Here is a 22868-nt window from a genome sequence, read left to right on the forward strand (position 1 = left end):
CCGGCCTGGGGGAAGACCGCTTTTTGCCGCAGGCCACCGTACCCGCCCCTGCGGCACAGGGGCCAGCGCTGGCCTCGGCCCGTTTTGCCGGCGTCTCCCGGCCAGAAGGCATGCGTGCAGCGCAGGCCGGCGTCCCGGTTCAGGTCGAGGGCCCCGAGGCGAGCCTCGGCCTGCCGGCGTTGGCCCTCAGTGATCTGCGGCGACCGCGACGGCCTCGATCTCGAAGCGCCAGTCGGGGCGGGCGAGCGCGGCGGCGACGATCAGCGTGGAGGCCGGCTTGCAGCCCTTCAGCAGCTCGGTGCGCAGGGCGCCGTAGGCCGCATAGTCGGCCGGATCGGTGAGATAGGCGGTGACCTTGGCGAGGTCGGCAAGGCCCATGCCGGCGGCGGCGAGCACGGCCTCCAGGTTGCGGAAGGCCGCACGCACCTGCGCTTCGAAGCTCGCCGGCACCGCGCCCGAGGCCTCGATGCCCACCTGCCCGGAAATGTAGAGCGTGCGCACCAGCCCGCAGGCGAGCACGCCGGGACTATACGGCAGGCGGGCATCGGTGGGGGCGGGAAGGACGGGGGTGAGCATCGGAGCCTCCAAGTCGGGTTTCGGCCAGCGCGAGAATGCCGCGCGTCAGCTCGGCCTCCCGATCCGCGAGCAGGTCGAGGATGGTGAAGTGGTTGCGGCGCGCCGGCTCCAGAAGCTGCACCGCCCCGCCCCGCGCGTGCCAGAGGGCGGCGAGATCCCGGCTCCAGGTCTTGAAGCCCGCCGTCTCCTCGGCGCCCACAGCGGCAAGGAGCGGCATCAGCGTGGCTGAAGCGGGCAAGGCGGCGAGGCGCACCAGCGGGCTCGCCGCCGCGGCCTCCGCCTCGGAGAGGGCGAGGTCCACATTGATCGATGTGCGGCGCAGCGGGCGCAGGTCGAAGGCGCCCGAGATGCCGGCGAGGCCGCAGATGGGCCCGATGCCGCTCTCCACCTGGTCCAGCGCCAGCATGGCCGCGAGCTGCCCGCCGGCCGAGTGCCCGCCCACCACGATGCGCGGCGGCGCGAGGTGGTCCATGACCCAGGCGAGGGCCGCGCGCATCTCGTCCAGAATGTCGGCGACGCGCACGTGGGGCACGAGGTCATAGCCGGGGGTCACCACGGTGATGCCGGCGTTCACATAGGGTTCGGCGATGAAGGAAACGTCGGACTTGTCGAGCGCCCGCCAGTAGCCGCCGTGGATGAAGAACAGAACCGGCGCACCCGGGTCCGCCGGGAAGACGTCGAGCAGGCAGCGCGGCCCGGCGCCGTAGCGCTGGTTCAGGAGGCCATGGCCGGCATCGCGCAGGGCTGCGCTGAGGCGGCGGTGGCCGTCATAAATGCTCTCGCGCTCGGGATGCCGCCGGCGCAGGGCGAACTCGGCTTCCAGGGCGGGATCGATGAGGGTTTCGGACATGGGGAGGTTTCACAGGCCGAGATAGGCGGCGCGGACGCCGGCATCGCGCATGAGGACGGCGCCGGCGTCGGCGCGGACGATCTCGCCCTCGGCGAGCACGTAGCCGTGGGCGGCGGAGCGCAGGGCCATGTTGGCGTTCTGCTCGGCGAGGAGAATGGACATGCCCTCCGCGTTGAGGCGGCGGATGGTGGCGAAGATCTCCTGCACCACGCGCGGGGCGAGGCCCATGGACGGCTCGTCCAGCAGCAGCAGGCGCGGCCGCCCCATCAGCGCGCGGCCGATGGCGAGCATCTGCTGCTCGCCACCGGACAGGAGCCCGGCCGCCTGCCGGCGCCGTTCCTGCAGGCGGGGGAACAGCTCGAACACCATGGCGAGATCCTGCGCCACGCCTCGGTCGCGACGCGGCCACAGGCGGCGGAAGGCACCCATCTCCAGGTTTTCCTCCACCGTCATGGGCGCGAACACGCGCCGGCCTTCCGGCACCAGCGCGAGGCCCCGGGCGAGACGCGCCGAGGTGGAGAGGGCGACGATTTCCTCCCCCGCCAGCAGGATGCGGCCCGCCGTGGGGCGGATGAGGCCGGCGAGCGTGCGCAGGAGCGTGGTCTTGCCCGCTCCGTTGGCGCCGATGATGCACACGGACTGGCCCGCCTTCACCGTGAGCGAGACCGCGTGCAGCACCTCGGTGGCGCCGTAGCCGGAGCGCAGATTGCGGACCTCAAGCATCCTCCACCTCCTCGCCGAGATAGGCGGAGAGCACCTCCGGATGGCTGCGGACCTCGTCCGCCGAGCCTTCGGCGATGCGCCGGCCGTTGTTGAGCACTAGGATGTCATGGGAGAGCGACATGACCATGCGCATGTTGTGCTCCACCAGGAGCACGCTCATGCCGTCGCGGTTGAGGCCGCGGATGGTCTGCGCCATGCGGTCCGCCTCGGCGTGGGGCAGGCCGGCGGCGGGCTCGTCGAGCAGCAGCAGGCGCGGCGCGCCGGCGAGCGCGCGGGCGAGCTCCAGCACCTTCATCTGCCCGAAGGAGAGCGCCCCGGCCGGCTGGTGCGCCCGGCCCGCGAGGCCGAAGCGCTCCAGCAGCGCCATGCCCGCCTCGGCCATGGTCCGCTCCTCCGCCCGCACGGCGGGGGTGCGAAGCATGGCGGTGAGTGTCGTCGCCCGACCGACCAGGTGACGGCCGACCATCACGTTCTCCAGCACCGTCATCTCGCGGAAGATCTGCAGGTTCTGGAAGGTGCGGGCGATGCCGCGCCGGGCCCGCTCAAAGGTGGGTAGGGGATCGATGCGCGCGCCGTCGAGGAAGATGGCGCCCTCGCTCGGCCGGGTCACGCCGGCGATCATGTTGAAGAGCGTGCTCTTGCCGGCGCCGTTGGGGCCGATCACCGCCTTGATCTCCCCGGCCTTCACCTGGAAGGACAGGTCGGCGACGGCGGTGACGCCGGCAAAGCGGCAGGTAAGGCCGGTAACCTCCAGCAGTGTCGCGCTCATGACGCCTTCCTCCGCAGCGCGCGGGCGATTGCCGCGGGAATGCCCGCGAGGCCGCCCGGGAAGAGAATGAGCACCACCAGCATGCCCAGGCCGAACAGCATCAGCTCCGCATCCTCGTAGTCGAGCAGGACTTGCGGCACCGCGGTGTAGACGATGGCGCCGAGCACCGGGCCGAAGAAGGTGCCCGCCCCGCCGATGGCCACCATCACCAGCAGCATGATGGAGGGGGCGATGCCGAAGGTCTCCGGCGAGGCATACTGGTTCACGTGCACGTAGAGGCTGCCGGCGACCCCCGCCATGGCGGCGCTGAGCACGAAGACGACGAGCTTGGTGCGGAAACTATCGATGCCCACGGCTTCGGCGCCGAGCTCGTTGGTGGCCACCGCCCGCACCGCGCGGCCGACCCGCGAGCGAAGCAGGTGGAGGATGGCGAGCATGACGAGGAAGGCCACCGCCCAGACCAGCGGGAACACCTTCATCTCGGTGTCGAGGGCGTGGCCGAAGAGGGAGAAGGGGGCCACCCCGAGCAGGCCGTTCGGCCCGCCGGTGAGATCCACCAACTGGGTGAAGAACACGACGAGGATGGCGTTCCAACCGAGCGTCGCCATGGCGAGGTAGTGCCCGCGTAGCCGCAGCGCCGGAATGCCGATGAGGAGCGCGCCCAGCCCTGCCACCAGCGCCGCCGCCGGCAGGCCCATCCAGGGGCTGATGCCATACTTCACATTGAGGATGCCGCTCGCATAGGCGCCGAGGCCGAAGAAGCCGGCATGGGCGAGCGAGATCTGCCCGCCATAGCCCATGAGCAGGTTGAGCGAGGCGATGAGGATGAGGTTGATGAGCGCCAGGTTGGCGAGGGAAACCCAATAGGCGTTGGGCAACAGGAACGGCGCCGTCGCGAGCACAAGCCACACCAGCACCAGCCGGCCGTGCTGCGAGAGGCGGCGGGCCGGCGCCGCGGACTGCATCTCGGCGGGATGGACGTCGAAGGTCGCCATCGCCTCAAACCTTCACGATGTCGGCCCGCCCGAGCAGCCCGGAGGGCCGCGCGAACAGGATGAGGAGCAGCACGGCGAAGGCGATGGCGTCCTTGAAGTCGGAGGAGATGTAGAAGCTGCCGAACGCCTCCAGCAGCCCCAGCGCCAGCCCGCCCACCACCGCCCCCGGCAGGCTGCCGACCCCGCCCAGCATGGCGGCGCTGAAACCCTTGAAGCCGAACATGGCGCCCTGGTCGTAGGAGGCCAACGTCAGCGGCGTGACGATGGCCCCCGCCAGCGCGCCGGCCAGCGCCGCGATGCCGAAGGAGACGAGAATGGTGCCCTGCACGTTCACGCCGACGATGGAGGCCGCCTCCCGGTCCGCCGCCGCGGCGCGCAGGGCCTTGCCCAGCATGGAGCGCTCGAAGAAGGCGTGCATCACCGCGAGGAAGGCCAGCGTGATGGCGATGATCCACAGGGTCTGCGCCTGGATGCTCACCCCGCCGAGGGAGAGGGTGGTGTTGCCGGAGAAGCCGGCATAGCCCACCGGCTTCTTGCCCAGCACCAGCATGATGAGGCTGCGGGTGAGGATGGAGAGGCCGATGGTGACAAGGGTGATCACCAGCGCATCCGGCCGCCGCAGGGGGCGCACCACCAGCCGCTCGGAAAGCAGGCCCACCACGCCCACCAGCACCACCGCCGCCACCACCGCGAGGCCGATGCCGGAGAAGGTGCCGATGAGCAGCGCGGTGATCATGCCGCCCATCACCACCCATTCGCCCTGGGCGAAGTTCATGGCGCCGGTGCTCTTGAACACCACGTTGAAGCCGAGTGCCACCAGGGCATAGACGGCCCCCGTGCCGATGCCGGACACGAGGACCTGGAGGAGTGCGGATCCGGTCTGCATCAAGGGGCTCTCTCGCGGGCTTCTTTCTGGAGCTGTGCGGCGCCTCCCCTGCGGGAGGCGGTGTGAAAGGGTCCCGGCCATCCACCCATTGCCTGCGCCGGAGGGATCAGGGCTGCCCCCGGCGGAGCCGCGCGGATGGCCGGGACAGTCCCGGCCGTGAAGGGTGATGCCCCCTTGCTGCCCGTTCGCGCGAACGGGTCCTCTGGCCGGATCAGAAGCTGCGCATGCGGTTGGTCTCGAACGCCGGCAGGGTGATGCCGAGCTCGGCGAGCCGGGTGCGCGCATTGCCGGCATAGGTCGCCAGCGCGTCTTCCTCCGCCGCGCGCGGCGCGCCGCCGAGCCCCGCGTCCGCGACGATCGCGTCGGCCTCGGCTTCCGCCCGGGCCAGCTCCGGGGCGAGCCAGGGGCAGTGGTAGCCCTTCAGCACCACGTCGCGCACATAGTCGCAAAGCTCCGATGCGATGGTTTCGCGCTCGTCCTTGCTCCAGCCTTCCGCCCGGGCGGCGAGGTAGAGCCAGCCGAAGGCGGCATGGCGTTCCTTGTCGGCGATCACATGGTCGAGCACGCCCTGGACCGCGGGGTTGGACGCATGCGCCCGCCACGCCCGCGCCAGCTCCAGCTCCAGCCCGTCCTCGAACGCCGCGTGGGCGGCCACATAGGCGTCGAGCATCTGGCCGGCGCCCATCACCCGACGGTGGAGGTGCCGGTTGAATACCGCCTCGTAAGCCGGCGCGGCCGGGCGCGCGATGCGCCCGCCGAAGCCTTCCGCGAGGCGGTCGAAGCACTCCACGTGCCAGGCTTCCTCGGTGTTGCGGGTGGTGAGGTAGAATTTGGGATCGATCTCCCGTCCCACCTCCATGCAGAAGCGCACGATGAGGGCCGGCGTTTCGGTAAGGCCGGTGGACTCGGTCCACACCCGGCGGCTCCAGGTGCGGCGCGCGGCTTCACGGACGGGCTCGGGATAGCCCTCCGGAGCGAGGGCGCCCCAGTCCACGTCGCGATGCGGGTTCCAGCGCCCGGCCTTGCCGGTGTCGTAGAGGTCGCGGATCTGCGGCAGGGTGACGTTCATCTCGAGCGGAAAGCGCCGCTCGACGAGCAGCCGCAGCGGCGGCAGGGAGGGCTCTGCCCTCACGGCATGGAGCGGCATCTCAGATGGTCCCGAGCTTCGGGTGGCTGAAGGGCGGCAGGTTGATGCCGAGCGTGCGCATCTGGTCGCGGATGCGCTGGACGGTGGCGATGAAGACCGGCTTCTCCATCTCCTCCACCGTGGAGCCGAGGCCGGCCTCGTAGGTGACGCGGTCCGCCTCGACCTCGGCGCGGGAGGCCGGGTTCTCCGGCGCGAGCCAGGCGCTGTGGTAGCCGTTGAGTTCCACCTTCTCCATCATGGTGATGACCGAGTCCTCGATCATCTTTTTCTGCTCGGGCGAGAGGGTGTCGCAGATGGCCTCGAGGAAATACCAGCCGAAGGCGCAGTGCCGGCTTTCGTCGCGCATGATGTAGCGCACGATCTGCTTGGCCACCGGATCGTGCGTCACGTCGTTCAGGTGCTTGAACACGTCGAAGGCGATCTCCTCCGCCGTGCACACCAGGGCAGCGATGATGCCTTCCAGCGGCACCTCGGCATTGAGCGCGGCGCGGCGCACGCCATGGGTGGAGACCGAGCCCTCGAACAGCTCCTGCACCGGCTTGTCGATGTAGCCGCCGAGCTTCTCCGCCATGGCGTGACAGGCCTCGGCGTGGCGCGCCTCCTCCTGCGAGCGGATGGTGAAGAACAGCTGCATGTCGGACGGGCGGTTCTCCACCCCGAAGCGCACCTGCAAAGCCGGGCTCTCCGAGATGGCGCCATACTCGCTCCACGCCCGCCGGCTCCAGTAGAGACGGGCGGCGTAGCGCTGCTCATCGGTATACCTGGAGGGGTCGAGCTGGTCCCAGTCCACGTCAGTCTTGGGATCCCACTGGTTCCGCGTGGCGGCGTGGAACAGCTCGCGGATGCGCGGAAGGTCGGAATTGAAGGTCAGCGGAAAGCGGTCTTCCGGCGCGTCCAGCAGCGTCTGGACCACCTCGAACGCCTGTTCGGCGGACATGTCACGCGAAAGGGCCATGGCTTGTTCCTCCGGTCTGGATGTCGATCAGTCGTAGTCGACGAGGTTGAAGCGGCCATCACGCCAGTTGACGAGCACGATGTCCTGCTTCGACAGCCCCGAATGACGCTCCGGCGAGAAGGTGAACACGCCACTGATGCCGGGGAAATTCTTGATCTGCTCGATGCCCTGCGGCAGCTTGGAAAGATCGCCGCCCACGTTCTTCAGCCCCTCGCGGGCGAGGAGCGCGGCATCATAGGACTCGGCCGCATAGATGCTCGGCGGACGCTTGAAGCGCGCCTCGTAGTCCTTCATCAGCTTGAGGATGCCGGGCTTGAGCGGGTCCTTGTCCGGCAGCTGGTCGCCCACCGGCAGCTTCAGGGAGGCCAGCAGCAGCGGCTTGGCCGCCTCGCCGGCGAGCTTCATGTAGTCGGCGGAAACGAAGCCATAGCTGTGGATCAGCGTCTTGTTGTCGAGCCCGAGCTGCATCGCCTGCTTGAGGAAGACCACGCCGGCCGGGGTCACCGTCCAGGCGATGATGGCTTCCGCGCCGCTGTCGCGGATGCGGGTGAGCTGGGGCATCATGTCGGTGTCGGAGGGGGCGAAGGATTCGTAGATGACATCGAGGCCGCGCTTGGGGCCGACGATCTTCATCTGCGCCACCGCGCCCTGGCCGAAGCCGGAGGTGTCCGCCAGCAGGGCAACCTTCTTGATGTTCTTCTTGTCCAGGTAGTCAGCGATGCGCTCCAGCACGTCGCCGTCGTCCACCGTGGCCTTGAACACGTACTGGCGCTCGGCGACCGGGGTGACGATGGCCAGCGCCCCCTCGGAGGAGATGAAGGGCACCTTGGCGCCGTTGGCGATGGGCGCCATGGCCAGCGCGATGCCGCTCATGTTGCCGCCGGACAGGATCATGTCCACCTTGTCCTGGCTGATCAGGCGGCGGGTGGCGGAGATGCCCTTCTGGGTCTGGCTTTCCGCATCGTAGTAGGTCCACTCGATCTTGCGGCCGCCGAGGCCGCCGGCGGCGTTGAACTCGTCCATCGCCAGTTCCAGGCCGGCCTTCATGTCCTCGCCGAGGAAGGCCGCGGGCCCGGTGACGGAGAGGATGGAGCCGATGCGCATCGGCCCCTCGGCGGCCCGGGCCATGCCGGCTGCGCCCACGCCCGAAACCGCGAGGGCGGCGCCGGGCACCATCTTCAGGAAGCTGCGTCGTCCGAAATGCATCTTAAGCCCCCTCCAGAAGGGCGCGTCGGCGCCCTGTTGACCGATGATCGGGCGACACCGCGCCCCGTCCGAAACTCGTGATGGAAAGCGCGATGGGCGGTCAGTCGTCGTGGACGCCGCTGCGGTCGATGTCCGGAACGGAACTGCCGCCGCGGGATAGCGGCACGCTGAGCGAGTAGCGCACCAGATCGGCGCGATGGACGGTATGGCCGCACATGACCAAGCGCCCGCCCGCTTCGCGATAGCGCAGCGTGCGGATCAGCACCGGCGCGCCGGGGGTGAGATGCAGGTATTCCACCTCCTCGGGACCGGCGATGCCGGCCTCGATGGTGAAATCGCCGGTCTTGAGGTCCACCTTCTGCCAGAGGCGGTGAAGGGGCGAATCGTGCACCGCCTCCTCGGTCCAGTCGGTGACAAGGTCGGCGGGGACGTAGCGATAATCCACGGCCAGCGGCACGCGCGCGGCGGTGCGCAGGCGCTTGATGAAGAGCACCGGCAGGCCGGCCTCGGCCTCCAGCGTCGCCGCCACGGCCTCGTCCGCCGGCCCCCGCTCGAAGGCGAGCACACTCGCCTGCATGGGCATGCCGGTGGCCGCCCACTGATTGAGAAAGTCCATGCCGGGATTGAAGCGCTCTTCCAGCTTGCGCACGGCGACGAACGTGCCAAGGCCGCGGCTGCGGGTGAGAAGCCCCTCCTGCACCAGTTCCGCCACCGCCTGGCGGGCGGTGTCGCGGCTGACGCCGAACATGGTGCAGAGCTGCTCGTCCGAATAGAAACGCCGGTCCGCCTGCTCCCATTTCAGGATGATGCCGATGAGCCGCTGCTTGATCTGCGCGTAGAGCGGCAGGGGCGAAGCCCGGTCGAGCGGCGGAAAAGACCACTCGCTGTCGGGAACCGGAACGCTCGTCGCGGGATCGGACATGGCGTGGAGCCTGCCTCTGAATGACTGCTTATAGGAATGTATGATCATTCCTACATTTATACAACTGCGTTTTTCAGCAACCAAATCCTCCGGGGCCGGATCGACGGGACACCCCGCCGCTCCCTCGCGTGAGCGCTCCGTCTCTGGGATGCGACAGCGGGGCCGGATAAGGTCGTCGCCGGAACGCCCAAGACGGAAATCCGCGATGAAGCACTTCTTCAATTCCGCCGACACCCTTGTTTCCGACGCCATCGACGGCCTCATCCTCGGCTCGGGCGGACGCCTCGCGCGGCTCGACGGTTATCCGGAAATCAAGGTGGTGGTGCGCACCGACCGGCCGGCGGATCGGGTCGCGGTCATCTCGGGCGGCGGGTCGGGGCACGAGCCGGCCCATGCCGGCTTCGTCGGCGAGGGCCTGCTCGATGCCGCCGTCTGCGGCGAGGTCTTCGCCTCACCCACGGTGGACGCGGTGCTGGCCGCCATTCTCGCCGTGACCGGGCCGGCGGGGTGCCTGCTCATCGTCAAGAACTATGGCGGCGACCGGCTCAATTTCGGGCTCGCCGCCGAGCGCGCCCGCGCCCTCGGCCTTGATGTCGAGATGGTGATCGTCGGCGATGACATCGCCTTGCCCGACAATCCCCGCCCGCGCGGCATCGCCGGCACCGTCTTCGTGCACAAGGCGGCGGGGTTTGCCGCCGCCGCCGGCCTGCCGCTGGCCGAAGTCACCCGCAGGGCCAAGGATGCGGCGGGGGCGGTGAAGTCGCTCGGCGTCGCCACCGCGACCTGCTCCATTCCCGGCCGGCCCGCCGAGGCGCGGATGGAGGACGGCCATGCCGAGCTCGGCCTCGGCATCCATGGCGAGCCGGGGCTGGAGCGCATCGTGCTGCCTGGCGCGGCCCGGCTGGTGGCCGACATGATCGGCCGCTTCGGCGCCGATGTGCGGGAGGCCCCCCGGCTCGCCCTCCTCCTCAACAACCTCGGCGGCGCGCCGGCGCTGGAGCTTTCCATCGTGCTGCGCGAGATCCTGCTGAGCCCCGTCGGACCACGCATCGAGCTGGTGCTCGGACCCGCAGGAGCAGTGACCGCACTCGACATGCGCGGCTTCTCCATCTCCCTGATGCCACTCGATGATTCACGCCATGCCTGGCTCACCGCGCCGGTGGCCGTGCCGGCGTGGCCGGCGGCGCGGACGCCCGGAGCGATCACCGTCATCGAGCCCTCGCGCCGGCTCCAGGCGCGGGTGGTCGCGGCCTCCGCCGACCCGGCGGCGCGCAAGCTCATCCGAACCATCTGCGACACGCTCATCGCCGCACAGCACGATCTCGACGCCCTGGACGCCCGGGTCGGCGACGGCGACACCGGCTCCACCTTCGCCGCCGCCGCGCGCAAGGTTGGGGCCGACCTCGACCTCCTCCCGCTCGCCGATCCGGCCGCCTTGTGCGAGGCCGTCGCCGAGCGGCTCTCGCGGGTGATGGGCGGGTCGAGCGGGGTCCTTCTGTCCATCTTCGCCGCGGCCGCCGGCGTCGCGCTGAAGCGGGGCGACAGCGTTGCCATGGCGCTCCGCGCCGGCGCCGGGCGCATGCAGCATTATGGCGGCGCGGCGCCGGGCGACCGCACCATGATCGACGCGCTGCTGCCGGCCGTCCGCGCGCTCGCCGACGGTGCGGGCCTTGCCGCCGCCGCCCTCGCCGCGCGGGCCGGTGCGAACGCCACTGCGGCGATGACATCCGCCCGCGCCGGCCGATCGAGCTACCTGTCGGCGGCCGACCTCGCGGGGGTGGTGGACCCCGGCGCCGAGGCGGTCGCTCGCGTCATGGAGGCGCTGGCGAAGCGCTCCACCGCGCCGTCCTGATGGCTGAGCCCCGCCGGCCTCAGGTCGGCTCGGCGCGCCGGACCACCAGCGCCACCGGGCCGCCGCCATCGGGGCCCTGATGCTCCGCGCCGCCGGAGACATAGATCTCCGTGCGCCCCACCAGGCCCGCCAGCGCCCCGGCCACGAAGGCGCGGGCGTGGCGGGTGGAGGAGATGTCGCTGTCGTCCAGCATGGTATGGCGATGGCCGCGGATGCGGCCGCTGCGGCTCGCCTCGGCCTTGGCGAGCAAGGCGACAAGGGGAGTGTCGGCCGGTGTCGTCAGGGTGTCGGCGTCGGCTCCGAGCCGTGCCAGCGCGGCGCGCACCGGGGCGACGTCGATGGCGTCACCCATGACCGCATGGTCGATGGCAAGCGGGCCGGACCATGCCGCCGACATGCCCAGCACCACCACCTCGTGACCCACCAACTCGATACCACTGGAACAGCTCGCCCGGCCGGACCACAGATCGAGGTCGGCGCAGACCGCCGCGTCGGTGATCCGGTCCATGCCGATCTCGCCCAGGGCCACGGCGATGCCGAGCGCGCTCGCCCCGCGCGACAGGCCCATGGATTTCAGCGTGTCGGTGGTGGCGACCTCGGCCCCGCCCGCCCGCGCCTGCGCGATGCGCGGCAGGGTGAGGAGCGGGCACTTCACCTGCACGAAGTGCACGTCCTCGGGACGGGTGATCCCGGCGTCCGCCATGGCGCGGCCCACGGCCTGCGCCACCTGCGCCACCTGCCCCATGCGGCCGAGCTGATCGGCCGGCAGATCCGCCGTATGGGCGCTGCCGATGGCAAGGGCCGCGGCGCCCGGGGCGGACGCCTCCGGCCCTTCGGCCCGCTCGAACACCAGCCAGTGGGGCGCCATGCCGCCCTCGGTGCCGCCGGACATGACCAGGCACACCGCATCCGCCGCCGCGTCATCCAGGTGCCGGCGCAGCAGCAGCTGGAGCGACTGGACGGCGAAGCCGCGGGAGAAGTCGTTGACGCAGCCATTGCCCTCGGTCTTGCCGAAGATGGCGCGGATGCCGGCGGGCGCGATGGCGCCGGAAGCGATGGCGGCCTCGATGCCGGACACGTCGTCCGGCGCCGCCGCGCTGATGCGATGAACCTTGGCCACGGGCATGGTCAGCAGCATCCCGGCTCGAAGTGGCGGGCCATGGCGGCGTCGAGGGCCGGCATGGCGGCGGAGAGGCCGGCCTTTGCGGCCATGCCGGCGCGCATCTGGGCGAGCACGTCGGCGCGGGCGGCGGGGAAATCGAGGCCCATGAGGGCGCCGTTCCGCACCACGGTGCGGCCGCCGACCATGAGTTCGCGGATGTGATGGGCGGTGGCGCGGGTGAGCAGGAGCTCGATGGGATCGAGATCGTCCCGGAGCCGGTCGTCCTCCAGCCGATCCCAGTCGAGCACCAGCAGATCCGCCGGCGCGCCGGGCGAAACGGTGCCGCCCTCCCCGCTCCCGGTGACGGACCGGCGGCCGTTGACCAGCGCCATCTCCAGGATGTCCGCGCGGGTCACCGAGGCCTTGAAGCCGGTGCCCAGGTGCAGGAGATGGGCGAGGCGCAGCTCGCGCAGGGCGTCGTCATCCTCATCCAGCGCCTTGCCGTCCACGCCCAGCGCCACCCGGCAGCCCTTGGCCTTCATCTGCGCCACCGGTCCCATGCCCGAGCGCAGATGCAGGTTGGACGAGGCGTTGCTGACGATGGTCACGCCGCGTTCCGCCAGCAGCGCCAGTTCGTCCGGGCGCGCCCACACGCAATGCGCCAAGGTGAGGCGGTCGGAGAGCAGGCCGATGGCATCGAGATGCTTCACGACGCCTTCGGGATAGGTGGCATCGGCCCACGCCCGCTGGTAGCGGGTTTCCAGAAGGTGCATATGCACGCGCCGGCCGGTGCGGGCGGACGCCTCGGCCACCGCCTCCAGCAGCGCATCGCTGCACCATTGCGGCGCGTTGGGGCCGTACTGCACGTCGAAGCCGGGGCCGCCCGCCGCCTCGGCCACCGCGTCGGCGAGCTCGATGAAGGCCTTCGGCTCCAGCGGCGTGCGCAGGAACTGGCGGGCAAGCGCGTCGCGGGCCGGCTCCGGGATCTCCGCCAGCAGCGGCTCGCTCGGCCCGTAGACCAGCGGGTTCCGGTCCTTCATGGAGACGGCGAAGCCGACGCGCACGCCCACGTCGCGGGCGGCGCGCGCCACCTCCCGCGCCTCGCCGGGCAGGTCGGTGAAGCCCTGGGCGCGGGTGTAGTGCATCATCACCACCCCGGCCCCGCCCAAAGCGCTGCGGCCGAGGGCGACGGCGGCCCCGAGATAGGGATCCACCGAGGGGAACAGCGCGAGATAATGCAGCCACGCCTCCAGCGGCTGGCCGGCGGCGCCGATGGAGCTGGAGCGCACCGAGCGGCCGTGGTCGTGGGCGTTGACCAGCGCCGGCATCACCAGCAGCCGGTCGCCCTCGCTCGGCGCCGCATCGGGGGTGACGGCGGCGATGCGCCCGTCGGCGATGGTGATCCGCGAGGCCCCCGCCGCCGCGCCGCGGGGATCGGCGAGGAGATGGGCGCAGGCGAGAACGCGGGTATCGCTCATTTGCCCACCTGCGGCGGCATGCGGTCGGCCTTGGGCGGCAGGAAGGCGCGGTCGAACACCTCGGCCGGCGCCGGCTTGCGCGGCAGCTCGAAGGCGTCGGCGATCAAAGTGATGGCGGCGGCGAGCCGCGCGTCGCTGATGTCGCCGAGCCCCAGTTCGCGCGCCTCCGGCGTGTCGATGAGCGAGGAATAGACATAGATCAGCCGGCGCTTCTCGATGTCCTTGTTGATCAGCGGCTCCCGCGCGGCGAGCAGGGCGATGGCGGCGTCGGGATCGGCCACCGCCTCCTTGATGGCGCGGTTGATGGCCTTGAGCAGGCCCTTCACGGCGTCCGGCTTCTCCTTGGCGAGCTTGGGGGAAACCATGATGCCGTTGGAATAGAGGTCGACCCCCGCGTCGGAATAGAAGATCCAGCGGAAGTCCTTGTCCGGATCGAGCTTGAGCGCCACGAGGTTCATGTAGCTGGTGGCGGTGAAGATGGCGATGGTGTCCACCTGCCCCTGCAGCAGCATCTGCTCCTGCAGGTTCGGCGCCACGTTGGTGATGGCGATCTTCGCATAATCGACGCCGTTGGCCTTCGCCAGCAGCGGCAGAAGCTTGAACGAGGCGCCGCCGGGCGGCGTGCCGAGCCTTGTGCCGGCAAGGTCCTTCACGGCGGTGATCTTGCTGTCCGCCTTGGTGAGCAGAGCGAACGGCGCCTTGTTGTAGAGCATGTAGACCATGACCGGCGTCTCGGCCGGCCGGGTCGCCGCGTTCTGGATGATGGCGTTCATGTCGCCGAAGCCGGCGTCGTACACCCCCGACATGATGCGCGTGACCGTGGTGGCGGAGCCTTCGCCCTGGTCGATGGTGACGTCCAGGTTCTCGGCGGCGAAATAGCCTTTCTCCTTGGCCCAGAAGTACCAGGCGTGGATGCCCTGGAGCTTCCAGTCGAGGGTGAAGCGGATCTTCGTGGGCTCCGCCTTCGCCGGCTGCTGGGCCAGCGCCGCGCCGCCCGCCAGGAGCAGGGCCAAGGCGCTTACAACCAATCGTTTCATGGTCCTACTCCGGAGGTTCTGGTTTTTGATCAGGTGTGGCGGGCGGAGCCGGGCTCAGCCCAGGGCCAGCTCGTCCTTGCGCTTGGCCCAGCCGGTCACCCGCCCCTCGATGACCGAGAAGATGGCGTACAGGCTCACCCCCATCACCGCGAGGATGAGCAGGCCGGCGAACACCAAAGGCACGTCGAAGGAGGAGGAGGCGATCATCATGAGGTTGCCGATGCCCCGGTTGGAGGCCACCGTCTCGGCGATCACCACGCCGACGAAGGCCAGCGTCACCGACACCTTCAGCGAGGCGAAGAAGTAAGGCATGGTGCGCGGCAGGCCGACATTCATGAGGATGTCGAGCTTGCTCGCCCGCCAGGCGCGCATCACGTCCTCCAGCTCCGGCTCGGTGGTGGCAAGGCCTGCCGCCACGTTCACCACGATGGGGAACATGCTCATGATCATGGCGGTGAGGATGGCCGGAACGGTGCCCGCGCCGAACCACAGGACGAAGATGGGCACCAGCGCCACCTTCGGGATGGACGAGAAGCCGATGAGCAGCGGGTAGCCCGCATCATAGGCCAGGCGCGAGGAGCCGATGAGCGCGCCGAGGAACACCCCGGCGAGGATGCCGAGCCCGAAGCCGGCCAGCGTGGTGGAGAGCGTCTGGATCGCATGCGGCCAGATGGCCGGGGCGTAGGTGATGAGGGCGCCCACCACCTGGGTCGGGCGCGGCAGCACGATCTCCTTCACATGGAAGAGAATGCACGCCACCTCCCACACCACGAAGAAGCCGACGATGACGGAGACCGAGGCGATGCGGCGGCGCATGCGCGGGCTGAAGCGGCTCTCGGGTTCGTCCTGCGCGCTCATGAGGCCAGCTCCGTGCCGCCGCGCGCGGAGACGATGAGCTCGCGCAGGCGCTGGGTGAGAGAGACGAAATCGGGGGTGTAGGTCATGTCGATGGTGCGCGGGCGGGCGAAGTCCACCGGGCAATCCTCGATGATCTCGCCGGGACGCGCCCGCATCACGCAGACCCGGTTGGCCAGGTATCCCGCCTCCTTCAGGTCGTGCGTGACGAGCAGCACCGTGGGCTTGCGGGTGAGCCAGAGGTCCTGGAGGATCGCCCACAGCTCCTCGCGGGTGAACTGGTCCAGCGCGCCGAACGGCTCGTCCAGCATCAGCAATTGGGGATCGTGCACCAGGGCGCGGCACAGGGAGGCGCGCTGGAGCATGCCGCCGGAGAGCTGCCAGGGAAAGCGGTCGGCGAAGCCCTTCAGCCCCACCTGCTCCAAAAGCGCGTCGGCGCGGTCGCGGAACTCGGTCTTGCGCTTGGCGCGGTATTCGGCCCGGAACGGCGGGACGATCTTCAGCGGCAGCATCACGTTGTCGCGGATGGTGAGCCACGGCAGGAGGGTGGGGTTCTGGAACGCCATGCCCACCCGCACCGGCTCGGCGCCCACCTCGCGCCCGGCCACGTAGACATAGCCGGTGGAGGCGCGGATGAGGCCCGTCACCAGCTTCAGGATGGTGGACTTGCCGCAGCCGGACGGACCAACCAGGGCGACGAAATCCCCCGATCCGACCCGCAGCGCGGTGGTGGCGAGGGCATCGACGCGGGAAGCGCCGCGCCCGTAGCTGAGGGTGACGTCGTGCAGCTCGACGAAGGCTTCGGCGCGCGTGGTCATGCCGCCACCCCCGGAGGCGAGGCCGCGACCGCGGCGGCGATGGTTTCGTCCAGGTGCCTCGGCTGCGGCACCGGCATCTGCTGGAGGGCGTGCACCGAGCGGCCGAAGCCCTTCGTGTCGGCCATCAGCGCGCGGTCCTTCACCACGAAGCGGCCGCGCACCATGGTGTGCACCGGCAGGCCCTTCACCGCCCGCCCGTCCCAGGGCGAGACCTTGGAGCGCGAGTGCAGCTCGCCGTCGCGGAGGGTCCAGGCGCGCTCCAGGTCGACGAAGGCGAGGTCCGCGTCCGCCCCCACCTGGATCACGCCCTTGCGGGGATAAAGGCCCCAGACCTTGGCCGGGTTCACCGCGCTCCAGCGCACGTAATCGGTGAGGCAATAGCGCCCGTTCGCCACCTCGGTGAGCATCAGCGGCATCTGGGTCTCCACGCCCGGGAAGCCGCAATCCACGCTCCAGATGTCGGCGCGGGTCTTTTCTTCCGGCGTGTGGGGGGCGTGGTCGGTGGCGATCATGTCGATGGTGCCGTCGGCGAGCGCCGCCCAGAGCGGCCCCTGGTTCGCCGCCTCGCGCACCGGCGGGTTGACGCGGATGATGCCGCCCCAGCGCGCATAATCCTCCGCCCCCAGCATCAAATAATGCGGGCAGGTCTCGCCGGTGATGTCCACGCCGCGGGCCTTGGCGTCGCGCAGGGGGCCAAGCTCGGCGGCGGAGGAGATGTGCAGGATGTGGATGCGCGCGCCGGTCCATTCGGCGAGGATGGCGGCGCGGGCCACCGCCTCCACCGCCACCACGGCCGGGCGGGAGGCGAGATGGGCGAGGGCGTCGGTGCGCCCGGCGGCGGTGAGCTGGGCCTGCCGCCGCTCCATGATGGAATTGGTCTCGGCATGCAGGGACACCCGCTTGCCGGTGGGCGCCACCACCTCGAACGCCTCCAGCATGGCCCCGGTGGAGGGCGAGGGAATGCGGCCGAAGGTGTTGCCCATGTAGAGCTTGAAGCCGATGATTCCGGCCTCGATCAGCTCCGGCACCTTGCCGATGCTGTCCTCGCCCAGCACCGCATAAAGGCCGTAGTCCACATGGGCCTTGGCGGATGCGATGGCGTGCTTGGCGGACAGGGAGGCGGCATCCGCCACGGTGGGGAGGGTGTTCGGCATGTCGAACACGGTGGTGACGCCGCCGAAGGCGGCCGAGGCCGTGCCGCTCTCGAAGTCTTCCTTGTGGGTGTAGCCGGGATCGCGGAAATGCACGTGCACGTCGATGGCGCCGGGCAGGATGTGCAGGCCTTGCGCATCGAAGGTCTCGCGCGCCGGCGGCATGGCCTCGGCGGTGCCCACCGCGATGATCCGCCCGTCGCGCACCGCGATGGAGGCGGGAAAGATGGTGTCGGCGGTGACGATGCGGCCGCCATGGATGACGAGGTCGGCGACGGGCACCTGGTCGGCGTGTGTCATCTCATCCTCCTCAGAGCATGGCCCAGCCGCCGTCGACGGGCATGTCGACGCCGGTGAGCTGGCGGGAGACGTCGCTGGCGAGGAACAGGCAGGCATTGGCCACGTCCTCGTCGGTGGTCACGCGCCGCAGGGCATAGTCGGCGGCGTGGCGCTGCATGGCTTCCTCCACCGTGATGCCGAGCTTCTGCGCCATGTCGGCGCACACCTTCTCGCGGAAGCGCGGGCCGTCCACCATGCCGGGGGCGACGCAGTTCACGTTGATGTTGTGCTGGCCCACCTCCAGCGCGAAGCTCTTGGTGATGCCGCGCAGGCCCCATTTGGAGGCCGAGTAGGCCATGCGCCCGGCCCGCCCGCGCATGCCGAAGGTGCCGCCCACGTTCACCACCTTGCCGTAGCGCTTCTCCATCATCACCGGCAGGCAGGCGCGCATGGTGTGGAAGCAGCCGTTCATGTTGAGGGTGACGATGTCGTCGAACTCCTCCGGCGTGGTCTCGACCCCGGTCTTGCCGATGGGGCCGGAGCCGCCGGCGATGTTGACCAGGATGTCGATGGTGCCGAACGCCGCGACGGTGGCTTCGGCGGCCTTCTCGCAGGCAGCCGCGTCGGTGAGGTCGCAGGCGACGACGAGGAGGTCGGTCCCCTGGGCCCGCAGCTCGTCGGCGATGGGGGCGATGGCGCCGGTGTCGCGGCCGACCAGAGCGACGCGGGCGCCTTCCGCCGCGAACGCGCGGGTCACCGCCGCGCCCATGCCCTTGGCGGGGCCGGTGATGAAGGCGACGCGATCCTTGAGGTTGAGGTCCATGGGTGTTTTCCGGTGCGGTCTTCGCGGGATGTCGGTCTGCCTGCGGCCCTGCGCGAGGAGCGGGAGGAAGAGGATCTCCCTCTCTCCTCGCGGGAGAGGGTCGGGGTGAGAGGGTCCCCACCCCCGGCCCCTCCCCCACAAGGGGAGGGGGGAGGACGCGAGAGGGCGGGTGGCTCAGAACAGCTTGGTGAGGCGATCGGCGAGGGGCGGCAGGAAGGCCGGGGTGAACACCTGGTCCACCTTCGGCGTGGTCGGCAGCTTGTTGGCATCCACCAGGATGTCGATGGCCTGTTTCATCCGCTCGGGATCGATGGCGCCAAGGCCGATCTTGGCGATCTCGGGATGGTTCATCTCGGCGCGGACGGTGGCCTCCAGGCGCTCCAGCTCCACCTGCGGCTTGATCAGCGGCTCGCGCTTCTGCACCGAGGCGATGCTGGTCTTGGGGTCCTTGATCATGTCGGCGAGGCCCTTGTTGATGGCCCGCACCAGGCCCTTCACCGCCTCCGGATTCTCCTTCGCCAGCTTGGCCGAGACGATGATGGCGTTGGAATAAAGATCCATGCCGTAGTCGCCGTAATTGATGTAGCGGAGCTTGTCGTCGTCCACGCCGATGAGCTTGGCCGAGAAGCGGATGGTGTTCACGTAGCCGAACACGCCGTCCACCTGCCCCTGCATCAGCATCTGCTCGCGCAGGTTGGGCTGCATGTTGGTGATCTTGATGCCCGAGCAGTCGATCTTGGCGAGCTTGCAGAAGGCGGGAAACAGCTTCAGCGCCCCGTCATTGGCCGCGCCGCCGAGCGTCTTGCCCACCAGGTCCTGCGGCGTCTTCAACGGGCCGTCCGCCTTGACCGCGATGGTGAAGGGCGGCTGGTTGAACACCATGTAGACGCCGATGGGCGCGTCTTCCGGCTTCTTGGCGACCAGCTCGATGAGCGCATTGATGTCGCCGAAGCCCACGTCATAGGTGCCGTTGGCCACCAGCGGCACGGCGGCGCCGGAGCCGTTGCCCTGGTCGATGGTGACGTCGAGGCCCTCGGCCTTGAAGTATCCGTTGTCCTGGGCGAGGAAGAACATGGCCTGCGGGCCCTGATACTTCCAGTTGAGCACCATCTTGAGCTTGGTCTCGGCCAGCGCCGGGGCGGTGGCGAGGGCGCCGAGGGCGAGGCCGGTGGCAAGCCCGGCGGCGGTGCGTCGGAGGAAGGCGGTCCACGTCATCGTCAGGGGTCCCTTCTGAGGTCAGGCAGGTTCTTTTTTGGTGAGCACGGCCATGAGGTCCGCGCTCCGGCAGGTGGCGCCGTAGAGCAGGCGGACGAGATAGAGGATCGCCTCGCGCACGAAGTCGGGGGACGGGGTTGCCGTGGCGTCTTCCGCCAGCACCACGCCATAGCCGAGGAAGGCGGCGTCGCAGAGGGTGGAGAACACGCAGCGGTCGATGTTGATGCCGGCGAACACCAGCGTGTGGATGCCGCGGTTGCGCAGCACCGAATCCAGCTCGCTGTCGAAGAAGCCCGAGAGCCGATGCTTGTAGACGAGGAGGTCGTCCGGCCGCGCGCCGAGCTCGTCCACCACCTGCGCGCCCCACTCCCCCGCCACCACGATGCGCCCGCGCCCGCTGGGGGACGGATCGGCATAGACCGGCCGCGTGCCGCCGGCCGCCGCCTTCAGCAGCACCGGGTCGGGCAACTCCGCCCGGTCGGCGCGCACGCCCCAGTTGACCCAGATCACCGGCACCGCGGCGGCGCGCGCCGCATCCGCCAGCGCACGCACCTGCGGGATGATGGCGGTGAGCGGCGCCGCATCCACCCCGGCCTGAGGGAACCAGCCGTCGGGATGGAGAAAATCGTTCTGCATGTCGACCACCACCAGGGCGGTCTGCGCCAGGTCGAGCTCCACCGGGGCGGGCATGGCCGCGAAGGTGGCCGGCCGGGGCGCGGGAACCTTCCGTGCAAGGCTGAGGACCGGCCCGGCGGGTGCGGACTGCGGCGGGCGGGAAGGTGCGGTCATGGAGGCTCTCGCCGGGATCCTGGCGGCATCGTCACAATGCGCCAGCCCCCTTCGAGACCCAAGGCTATGACGGACGAGTGAAGAGATCTATTGCCAATTTCCGTGCGGATCGTAGCCTAAAAAGCTACAACGGGCGGGTGAGCGGAGGGCTTGGCGGCGTGCGGCACCTGAGAGTCCTGCGATATCTCGACGAGGTGGCGCGTTGCGGCTCCATCCGCGGCGCGGCGCAGAAGCTCAACGTCACGCCGTCCGCCCTCAACCGGCGGATCATGGACCTCGAGGACGAGCTCGACGCCAAGCTCCTGGAGCGGCGGCCCCGGGGCGTGCACCTCACCACGGCCGGCGAGGTGTTCGTGCGCTACATCCGCGAGCAGCTCGGCGATGCCGAGCGCATGCGCGAGCAGCTGGAGGACCTGCGCGGCCTGAAGCGCGGCACGGTGAAGATCGCCTGCAGCCAGGCCCTCGCCCACGATTTCATGCCGCGCCAGATCGGCCTTTTCCGCGCCCGCTATCCCCTCATCGGCTTTCAGGTGACCGTCGCCGATCACGAGCGCGCCATCCAGCTGCTGGCGAGCTACGAGGTGGACCTGGTGCTGGTCTTCCGCGCTCCTTTCATCGCCCGGCTGCGGCCCCTCATGAGCGTGCCGCAGCGCCTGGTGGCGCTTCTGCCCGCGGGCCATCCGCTGGCCGCCCGCGAGCAGCTCCGGCTCGCCGACTGCACCGGCTATCCCCTCGCCTTGCCCGAGCGCACGCTGGGGGGCCGGCAGCTCATCGAGGAATCCATCGCGCGTTCGGGGCTGCGCTTTTCCGTGGCGGCGGAGGCTAATTCCTTCGAGCTGCTGCGCGGCCTCGTCGCCCATGGCGGGATGATCTCGTTCCAGATCGAGATCGGCGCCCTGCCGCAGGCGGTGCCCGCGGGCGTCGTGGTCCGCCGGATCGACAGCCGGGACCTCAACCCGGCGGACCTGCTGCTCGGGCAATTGCGGGACCGCAACCTGCCCCTCGCCGGCGCCCAGTTCGTCGAGCACCTGGCGGCGGCCCTCCGGGCCCTGGGAGGATCGCCGGTCGCGGCGGCGGAGCGGGGCGACCGGAAGGCCTGATTTCCGGCCGCCGCGGCGGGCACGGGGGCATCCCCGTCGGCCGGGCGACGGCGTTCCCGATCCGTTCGGGAGGCCCGATCCGGGCGGGATGATGCGGACCGGGACGGCGTATCGCCCGGGGCGCGATCCGATCTATCCTGCGCGCCTGCACGATGGCCATGTCCTTCAACCCACAGGCAGACCTCCATGAGCGCCTTGTTCTCCCCGTTCGAGCTGCGCGGCACCCGGCTGCGCAACCGCATCGTCGTCTCGCCCATGTGCCAGTATTCGGCGGACGCGGGCGCGGCCTCGGACTGGCACATGATCCATCTCGGGCACCTCGCCCTTTCCGGCGCCGCGCTGCTGTTCACCGAGGCGACGGCGGTGGTGCCGGAGGGGCGCATCACCCCGAACGATCTCGGATTGTGGGACGAGCGCACGCAGGCCGCCCTCGCGCCGGTTCTCGCCGCCGTGCGGGCCCATTCGCCGATCGCCCTGGGCATGCAATTGTCGCATGCCGGCCGCAAGGCCTCGAGCCGCGCCCCCTGGGAGGGCGGCGCGCTGCTATCGCCCGCCGACGGCGGATGGCCGCCCTTCGCGCCCTCCGCCGTCCCGCACAAGGACGGCGAGGCGGCGCCGCAGGAACTCGACGCGGCCGGGCTCGACCGCATCCGCACCGCCTTCGCCGACGCGGCGCGACGCGCGGCGCGGCTCGGCATCGACGTGATCGAGATCCACGGGGCGCACGGCTATCTGCTGCACCAATTCCTCTCCCCCTCGCCAACCGGCGGACGGACGCCTATGGCGGCTCGCTGGAGAACCGCATGCGCTTTCCGCTGGAGGTCTTCGACGCGGTGCGCGCGGCCTTCCCGGACGATCGGCCGGTGGGCATGCGCGTCTCGGCCACGGACTGGGTGGACGGGGGCTGGGACCTCGACCAGACCCTGACCCTCGCGCACGCGCTGAAGGCCCGCGGCGCGGACTTCATCGACGTCTCCTCCGGCGGGGTTTCCCCCACCAGAAGATCCCCCTGGGCCCCGGCTACCAGGTGCCCTTCGCCGCGGCGGTGAAGGCGGCGACGGGGCTGCCCACCATGGCCGTCGGCCTCATCACCCGGGCGGCGCAGGCGGAGGAGATCGTCGCCGCCGGCCAGGCCGACCTCGTGGCCCTGGCGCGCGGCATCCTCTATGACCCGCGCTGGCCCTGGCACGCCGCCGCCGAGCTCGGCGCGAGCGTGGACGCCCCGCGGCAATACTGGCGCTGCCAGCCCTCCGGCCACCGCGCGCTGTTCGGCGAGACGATAAGCGGCGGCCGCTGACCAGGGCCGGCGCCGGCTGGCGCAGGGGACGGTCTTCCGCCCC

21 protein-coding genes and 1 pseudogene are annotated in these 22868 nt (G+C 70.3%); 3 read left to right on the forward strand and 19 right to left on the reverse strand.

Going from position 1 to position 22868, the window contains the following annotated elements:
* Positions 1 to 186 precede the first annotated feature (186 nt).
* From EZH22_RS27145 to EZH22_RS27190, 10 genes are all read right to left on the reverse strand, one after another.
* Entirely contained in the window at positions 187 to 576 is a 390-nt protein-coding gene (locus tag EZH22_RS27145; protein ID WP_203193458.1) for a RidA family protein, read from the reverse strand.
* Positions 527 to 1426, reverse strand: a complete 900-nt coding sequence (locus EZH22_RS27150) for an alpha/beta hydrolase (protein WP_203193459.1) — start codon at positions 1424 to 1426, stop codon at positions 527 to 529. The genes EZH22_RS27145 and EZH22_RS27150 overlap by 50 nt, the downstream gene beginning before the upstream one ends.
* Before the next feature lie 9 nt (positions 1427 to 1435).
* A complete protein-coding gene (locus EZH22_RS27155) occupies positions 1436 to 2149 on the reverse strand; it encodes an ABC transporter ATP-binding protein (protein ID WP_203193460.1) in 714 nt (237 codons plus the stop codon).
* A complete protein-coding gene (locus tag EZH22_RS27160; protein WP_203193461.1) occupies positions 2142 to 2918 on the reverse strand; it encodes an ABC transporter ATP-binding protein in 777 nt (258 codons plus the stop codon). Before EZH22_RS27160 ends, EZH22_RS27155 begins: the two co-directional genes overlap by 8 nt.
* Positions 2915 to 3913, reverse strand: a complete 999-nt coding sequence (locus EZH22_RS27165) for a branched-chain amino acid ABC transporter permease (protein ID WP_203193462.1) — start codon at positions 3911 to 3913, stop codon at positions 2915 to 2917. The genes EZH22_RS27160 and EZH22_RS27165 overlap by 4 nt, the downstream gene beginning before the upstream one ends.
* A 4-nt stretch (positions 3914 to 3917) precedes the next feature.
* Positions 3918 to 4799, reverse strand: a complete 882-nt coding sequence (locus tag EZH22_RS27170; RefSeq protein WP_203193463.1) for a branched-chain amino acid ABC transporter permease — start codon at positions 4797 to 4799, stop codon at positions 3918 to 3920.
* A 211-nt stretch (positions 4800 to 5010) separates the two neighbouring features.
* A complete protein-coding gene (locus EZH22_RS27175) occupies positions 5011 to 5946 on the reverse strand; it encodes a hypothetical protein (RefSeq protein ID WP_203193464.1) in 936 nt (311 codons plus the stop codon).
* 1 nt (position 5947) lies between these two features.
* The gene (locus EZH22_RS27180; RefSeq protein WP_203193465.1) at positions 5948 to 6901 is read right to left on the reverse strand and encodes a ferritin-like domain-containing protein; all 954 of its coding nucleotides are present in this window, start codon (positions 6899 to 6901) and stop codon (positions 5948 to 5950) included.
* Between the two features lie 27 nt (positions 6902 to 6928).
* Positions 6929 to 8107 carry an ABC transporter substrate-binding protein gene (locus EZH22_RS27185; protein WP_203193466.1) on the reverse strand — a complete coding sequence of 393 codons (1179 nt, stop codon included), beginning with the start codon at positions 8105 to 8107 and terminating at the stop codon, positions 6929 to 6931.
* A gap of 100 nt (positions 8108 to 8207) precedes the next feature.
* Complete coding sequence (locus EZH22_RS27190; protein WP_203193467.1) at positions 8208 to 9029, reverse strand: GntR family transcriptional regulator; 822 nt, start codon at positions 9027 to 9029, stop codon at positions 8208 to 8210.
* Between the two features lie 205 nt (positions 9030 to 9234).
* Here EZH22_RS27190 and EZH22_RS27195 point away from each other — a divergent pair, with 205 nt between their 5' ends.
* The gene (locus EZH22_RS27195) at positions 9235 to 10881 is read left to right on the forward strand and encodes a dihydroxyacetone kinase subunit DhaK (RefSeq protein ID WP_203193468.1); all 1647 of its coding nucleotides are present in this window, start codon (positions 9235 to 9237) and stop codon (positions 10879 to 10881) included.
* Between the two features lie 19 nt (positions 10882 to 10900).
* On the opposite strand, the gene atzD is transcribed toward EZH22_RS27195, so the two are convergent.
* The 9 genes from atzD to EZH22_RS27240 form a co-directional block, all read right to left on the reverse strand.
* Positions 10901 to 12007 (reverse strand): cyanuric acid amidohydrolase, encoded by a 1107-nt coding sequence (gene atzD, locus EZH22_RS27200; RefSeq protein ID WP_203196797.1) that lies wholly within the window; start codon positions 12005 to 12007, stop codon positions 10901 to 10903.
* Between the two features lie 2 nt (positions 12008 to 12009).
* On the reverse strand, positions 12010 to 13461 hold the full coding sequence (locus tag EZH22_RS27205) for an amidohydrolase family protein (protein WP_203193469.1): 1452 nt from the start codon (positions 13459 to 13461) through the stop codon (positions 12010 to 12012).
* Positions 13458 to 14498: an ABC transporter substrate-binding protein gene (locus tag EZH22_RS27210; protein ID WP_203193470.1), complete on the reverse strand. Its 1041-nt coding sequence runs from the start codon at positions 14496 to 14498 to the stop codon at positions 13458 to 13460. The genes EZH22_RS27205 and EZH22_RS27210 overlap by 4 nt, the downstream gene beginning before the upstream one ends.
* A gap of 54 nt (positions 14499 to 14552) precedes the next feature.
* On the reverse strand, positions 14553 to 15356 hold the full coding sequence (locus EZH22_RS27215; RefSeq protein WP_231711175.1) for an ABC transporter permease: 804 nt from the start codon (positions 15354 to 15356) through the stop codon (positions 14553 to 14555).
* Positions 15353 to 16171 (reverse strand): ABC transporter ATP-binding protein, encoded by an 819-nt coding sequence (locus EZH22_RS27220; RefSeq protein WP_203193471.1) that lies wholly within the window; start codon positions 16169 to 16171, stop codon positions 15353 to 15355. Before EZH22_RS27220 ends, EZH22_RS27215 begins: the two co-directional genes overlap by 4 nt.
* Positions 16168 to 17622: an allantoinase AllB gene (gene allB / locus EZH22_RS27225; RefSeq protein ID WP_203193472.1), complete on the reverse strand. Its 1455-nt coding sequence runs from the start codon at positions 17620 to 17622 to the stop codon at positions 16168 to 16170. The genes EZH22_RS27220 and allB overlap by 4 nt, the downstream gene beginning before the upstream one ends.
* A gap of 10 nt (positions 17623 to 17632) precedes the next feature.
* Positions 17633 to 18424: an SDR family NAD(P)-dependent oxidoreductase gene (locus EZH22_RS27230; RefSeq protein ID WP_203193473.1), complete on the reverse strand. Its 792-nt coding sequence runs from the start codon at positions 18422 to 18424 to the stop codon at positions 17633 to 17635.
* Positions 18425 to 18598: 174 nt separating this feature from the next.
* Positions 18599 to 19639 carry an ABC transporter substrate-binding protein gene (locus EZH22_RS27235; RefSeq protein ID WP_203193474.1) on the reverse strand — a complete coding sequence of 347 codons (1041 nt, stop codon included), beginning with the start codon at positions 19637 to 19639 and terminating at the stop codon, positions 18599 to 18601.
* A 21-nt stretch (positions 19640 to 19660) separates the two neighbouring features.
* Positions 19661 to 20428 carry a cysteine hydrolase family protein gene (locus EZH22_RS27240; protein ID WP_203193475.1) on the reverse strand — a complete coding sequence of 256 codons (768 nt, stop codon included), beginning with the start codon at positions 20426 to 20428 and terminating at the stop codon, positions 19661 to 19663.
* Positions 20429 to 20586: 158 nt separating this feature from the next.
* Here EZH22_RS27240 and EZH22_RS27245 point away from each other — a divergent pair, with 158 nt between their 5' ends.
* Both EZH22_RS27245 and EZH22_RS27250 read left to right on the forward strand, forming a co-directional pair.
* Positions 20587 to 21528, forward strand: coding sequence for a LysR family transcriptional regulator (locus tag EZH22_RS27245; RefSeq protein WP_203193476.1), 942 nt, complete (start codon positions 20587 to 20589; stop codon positions 21526 to 21528).
* A 186-nt stretch (positions 21529 to 21714) separates the two neighbouring features.
* Positions 21715 to 22825 (forward strand): annotated as a pseudogene (locus tag EZH22_RS27250) (NADH:flavin oxidoreductase/NADH oxidase).
* The last annotated feature ends 43 nt before the right edge of the window (positions 22826 to 22868 follow it).

The organism is Xanthobacter dioxanivorans (assembly GCF_016807805.1).
Lineage (GTDB): Bacteria > Pseudomonadota > Alphaproteobacteria > Rhizobiales > Xanthobacteraceae > Xanthobacter > Xanthobacter dioxanivorans.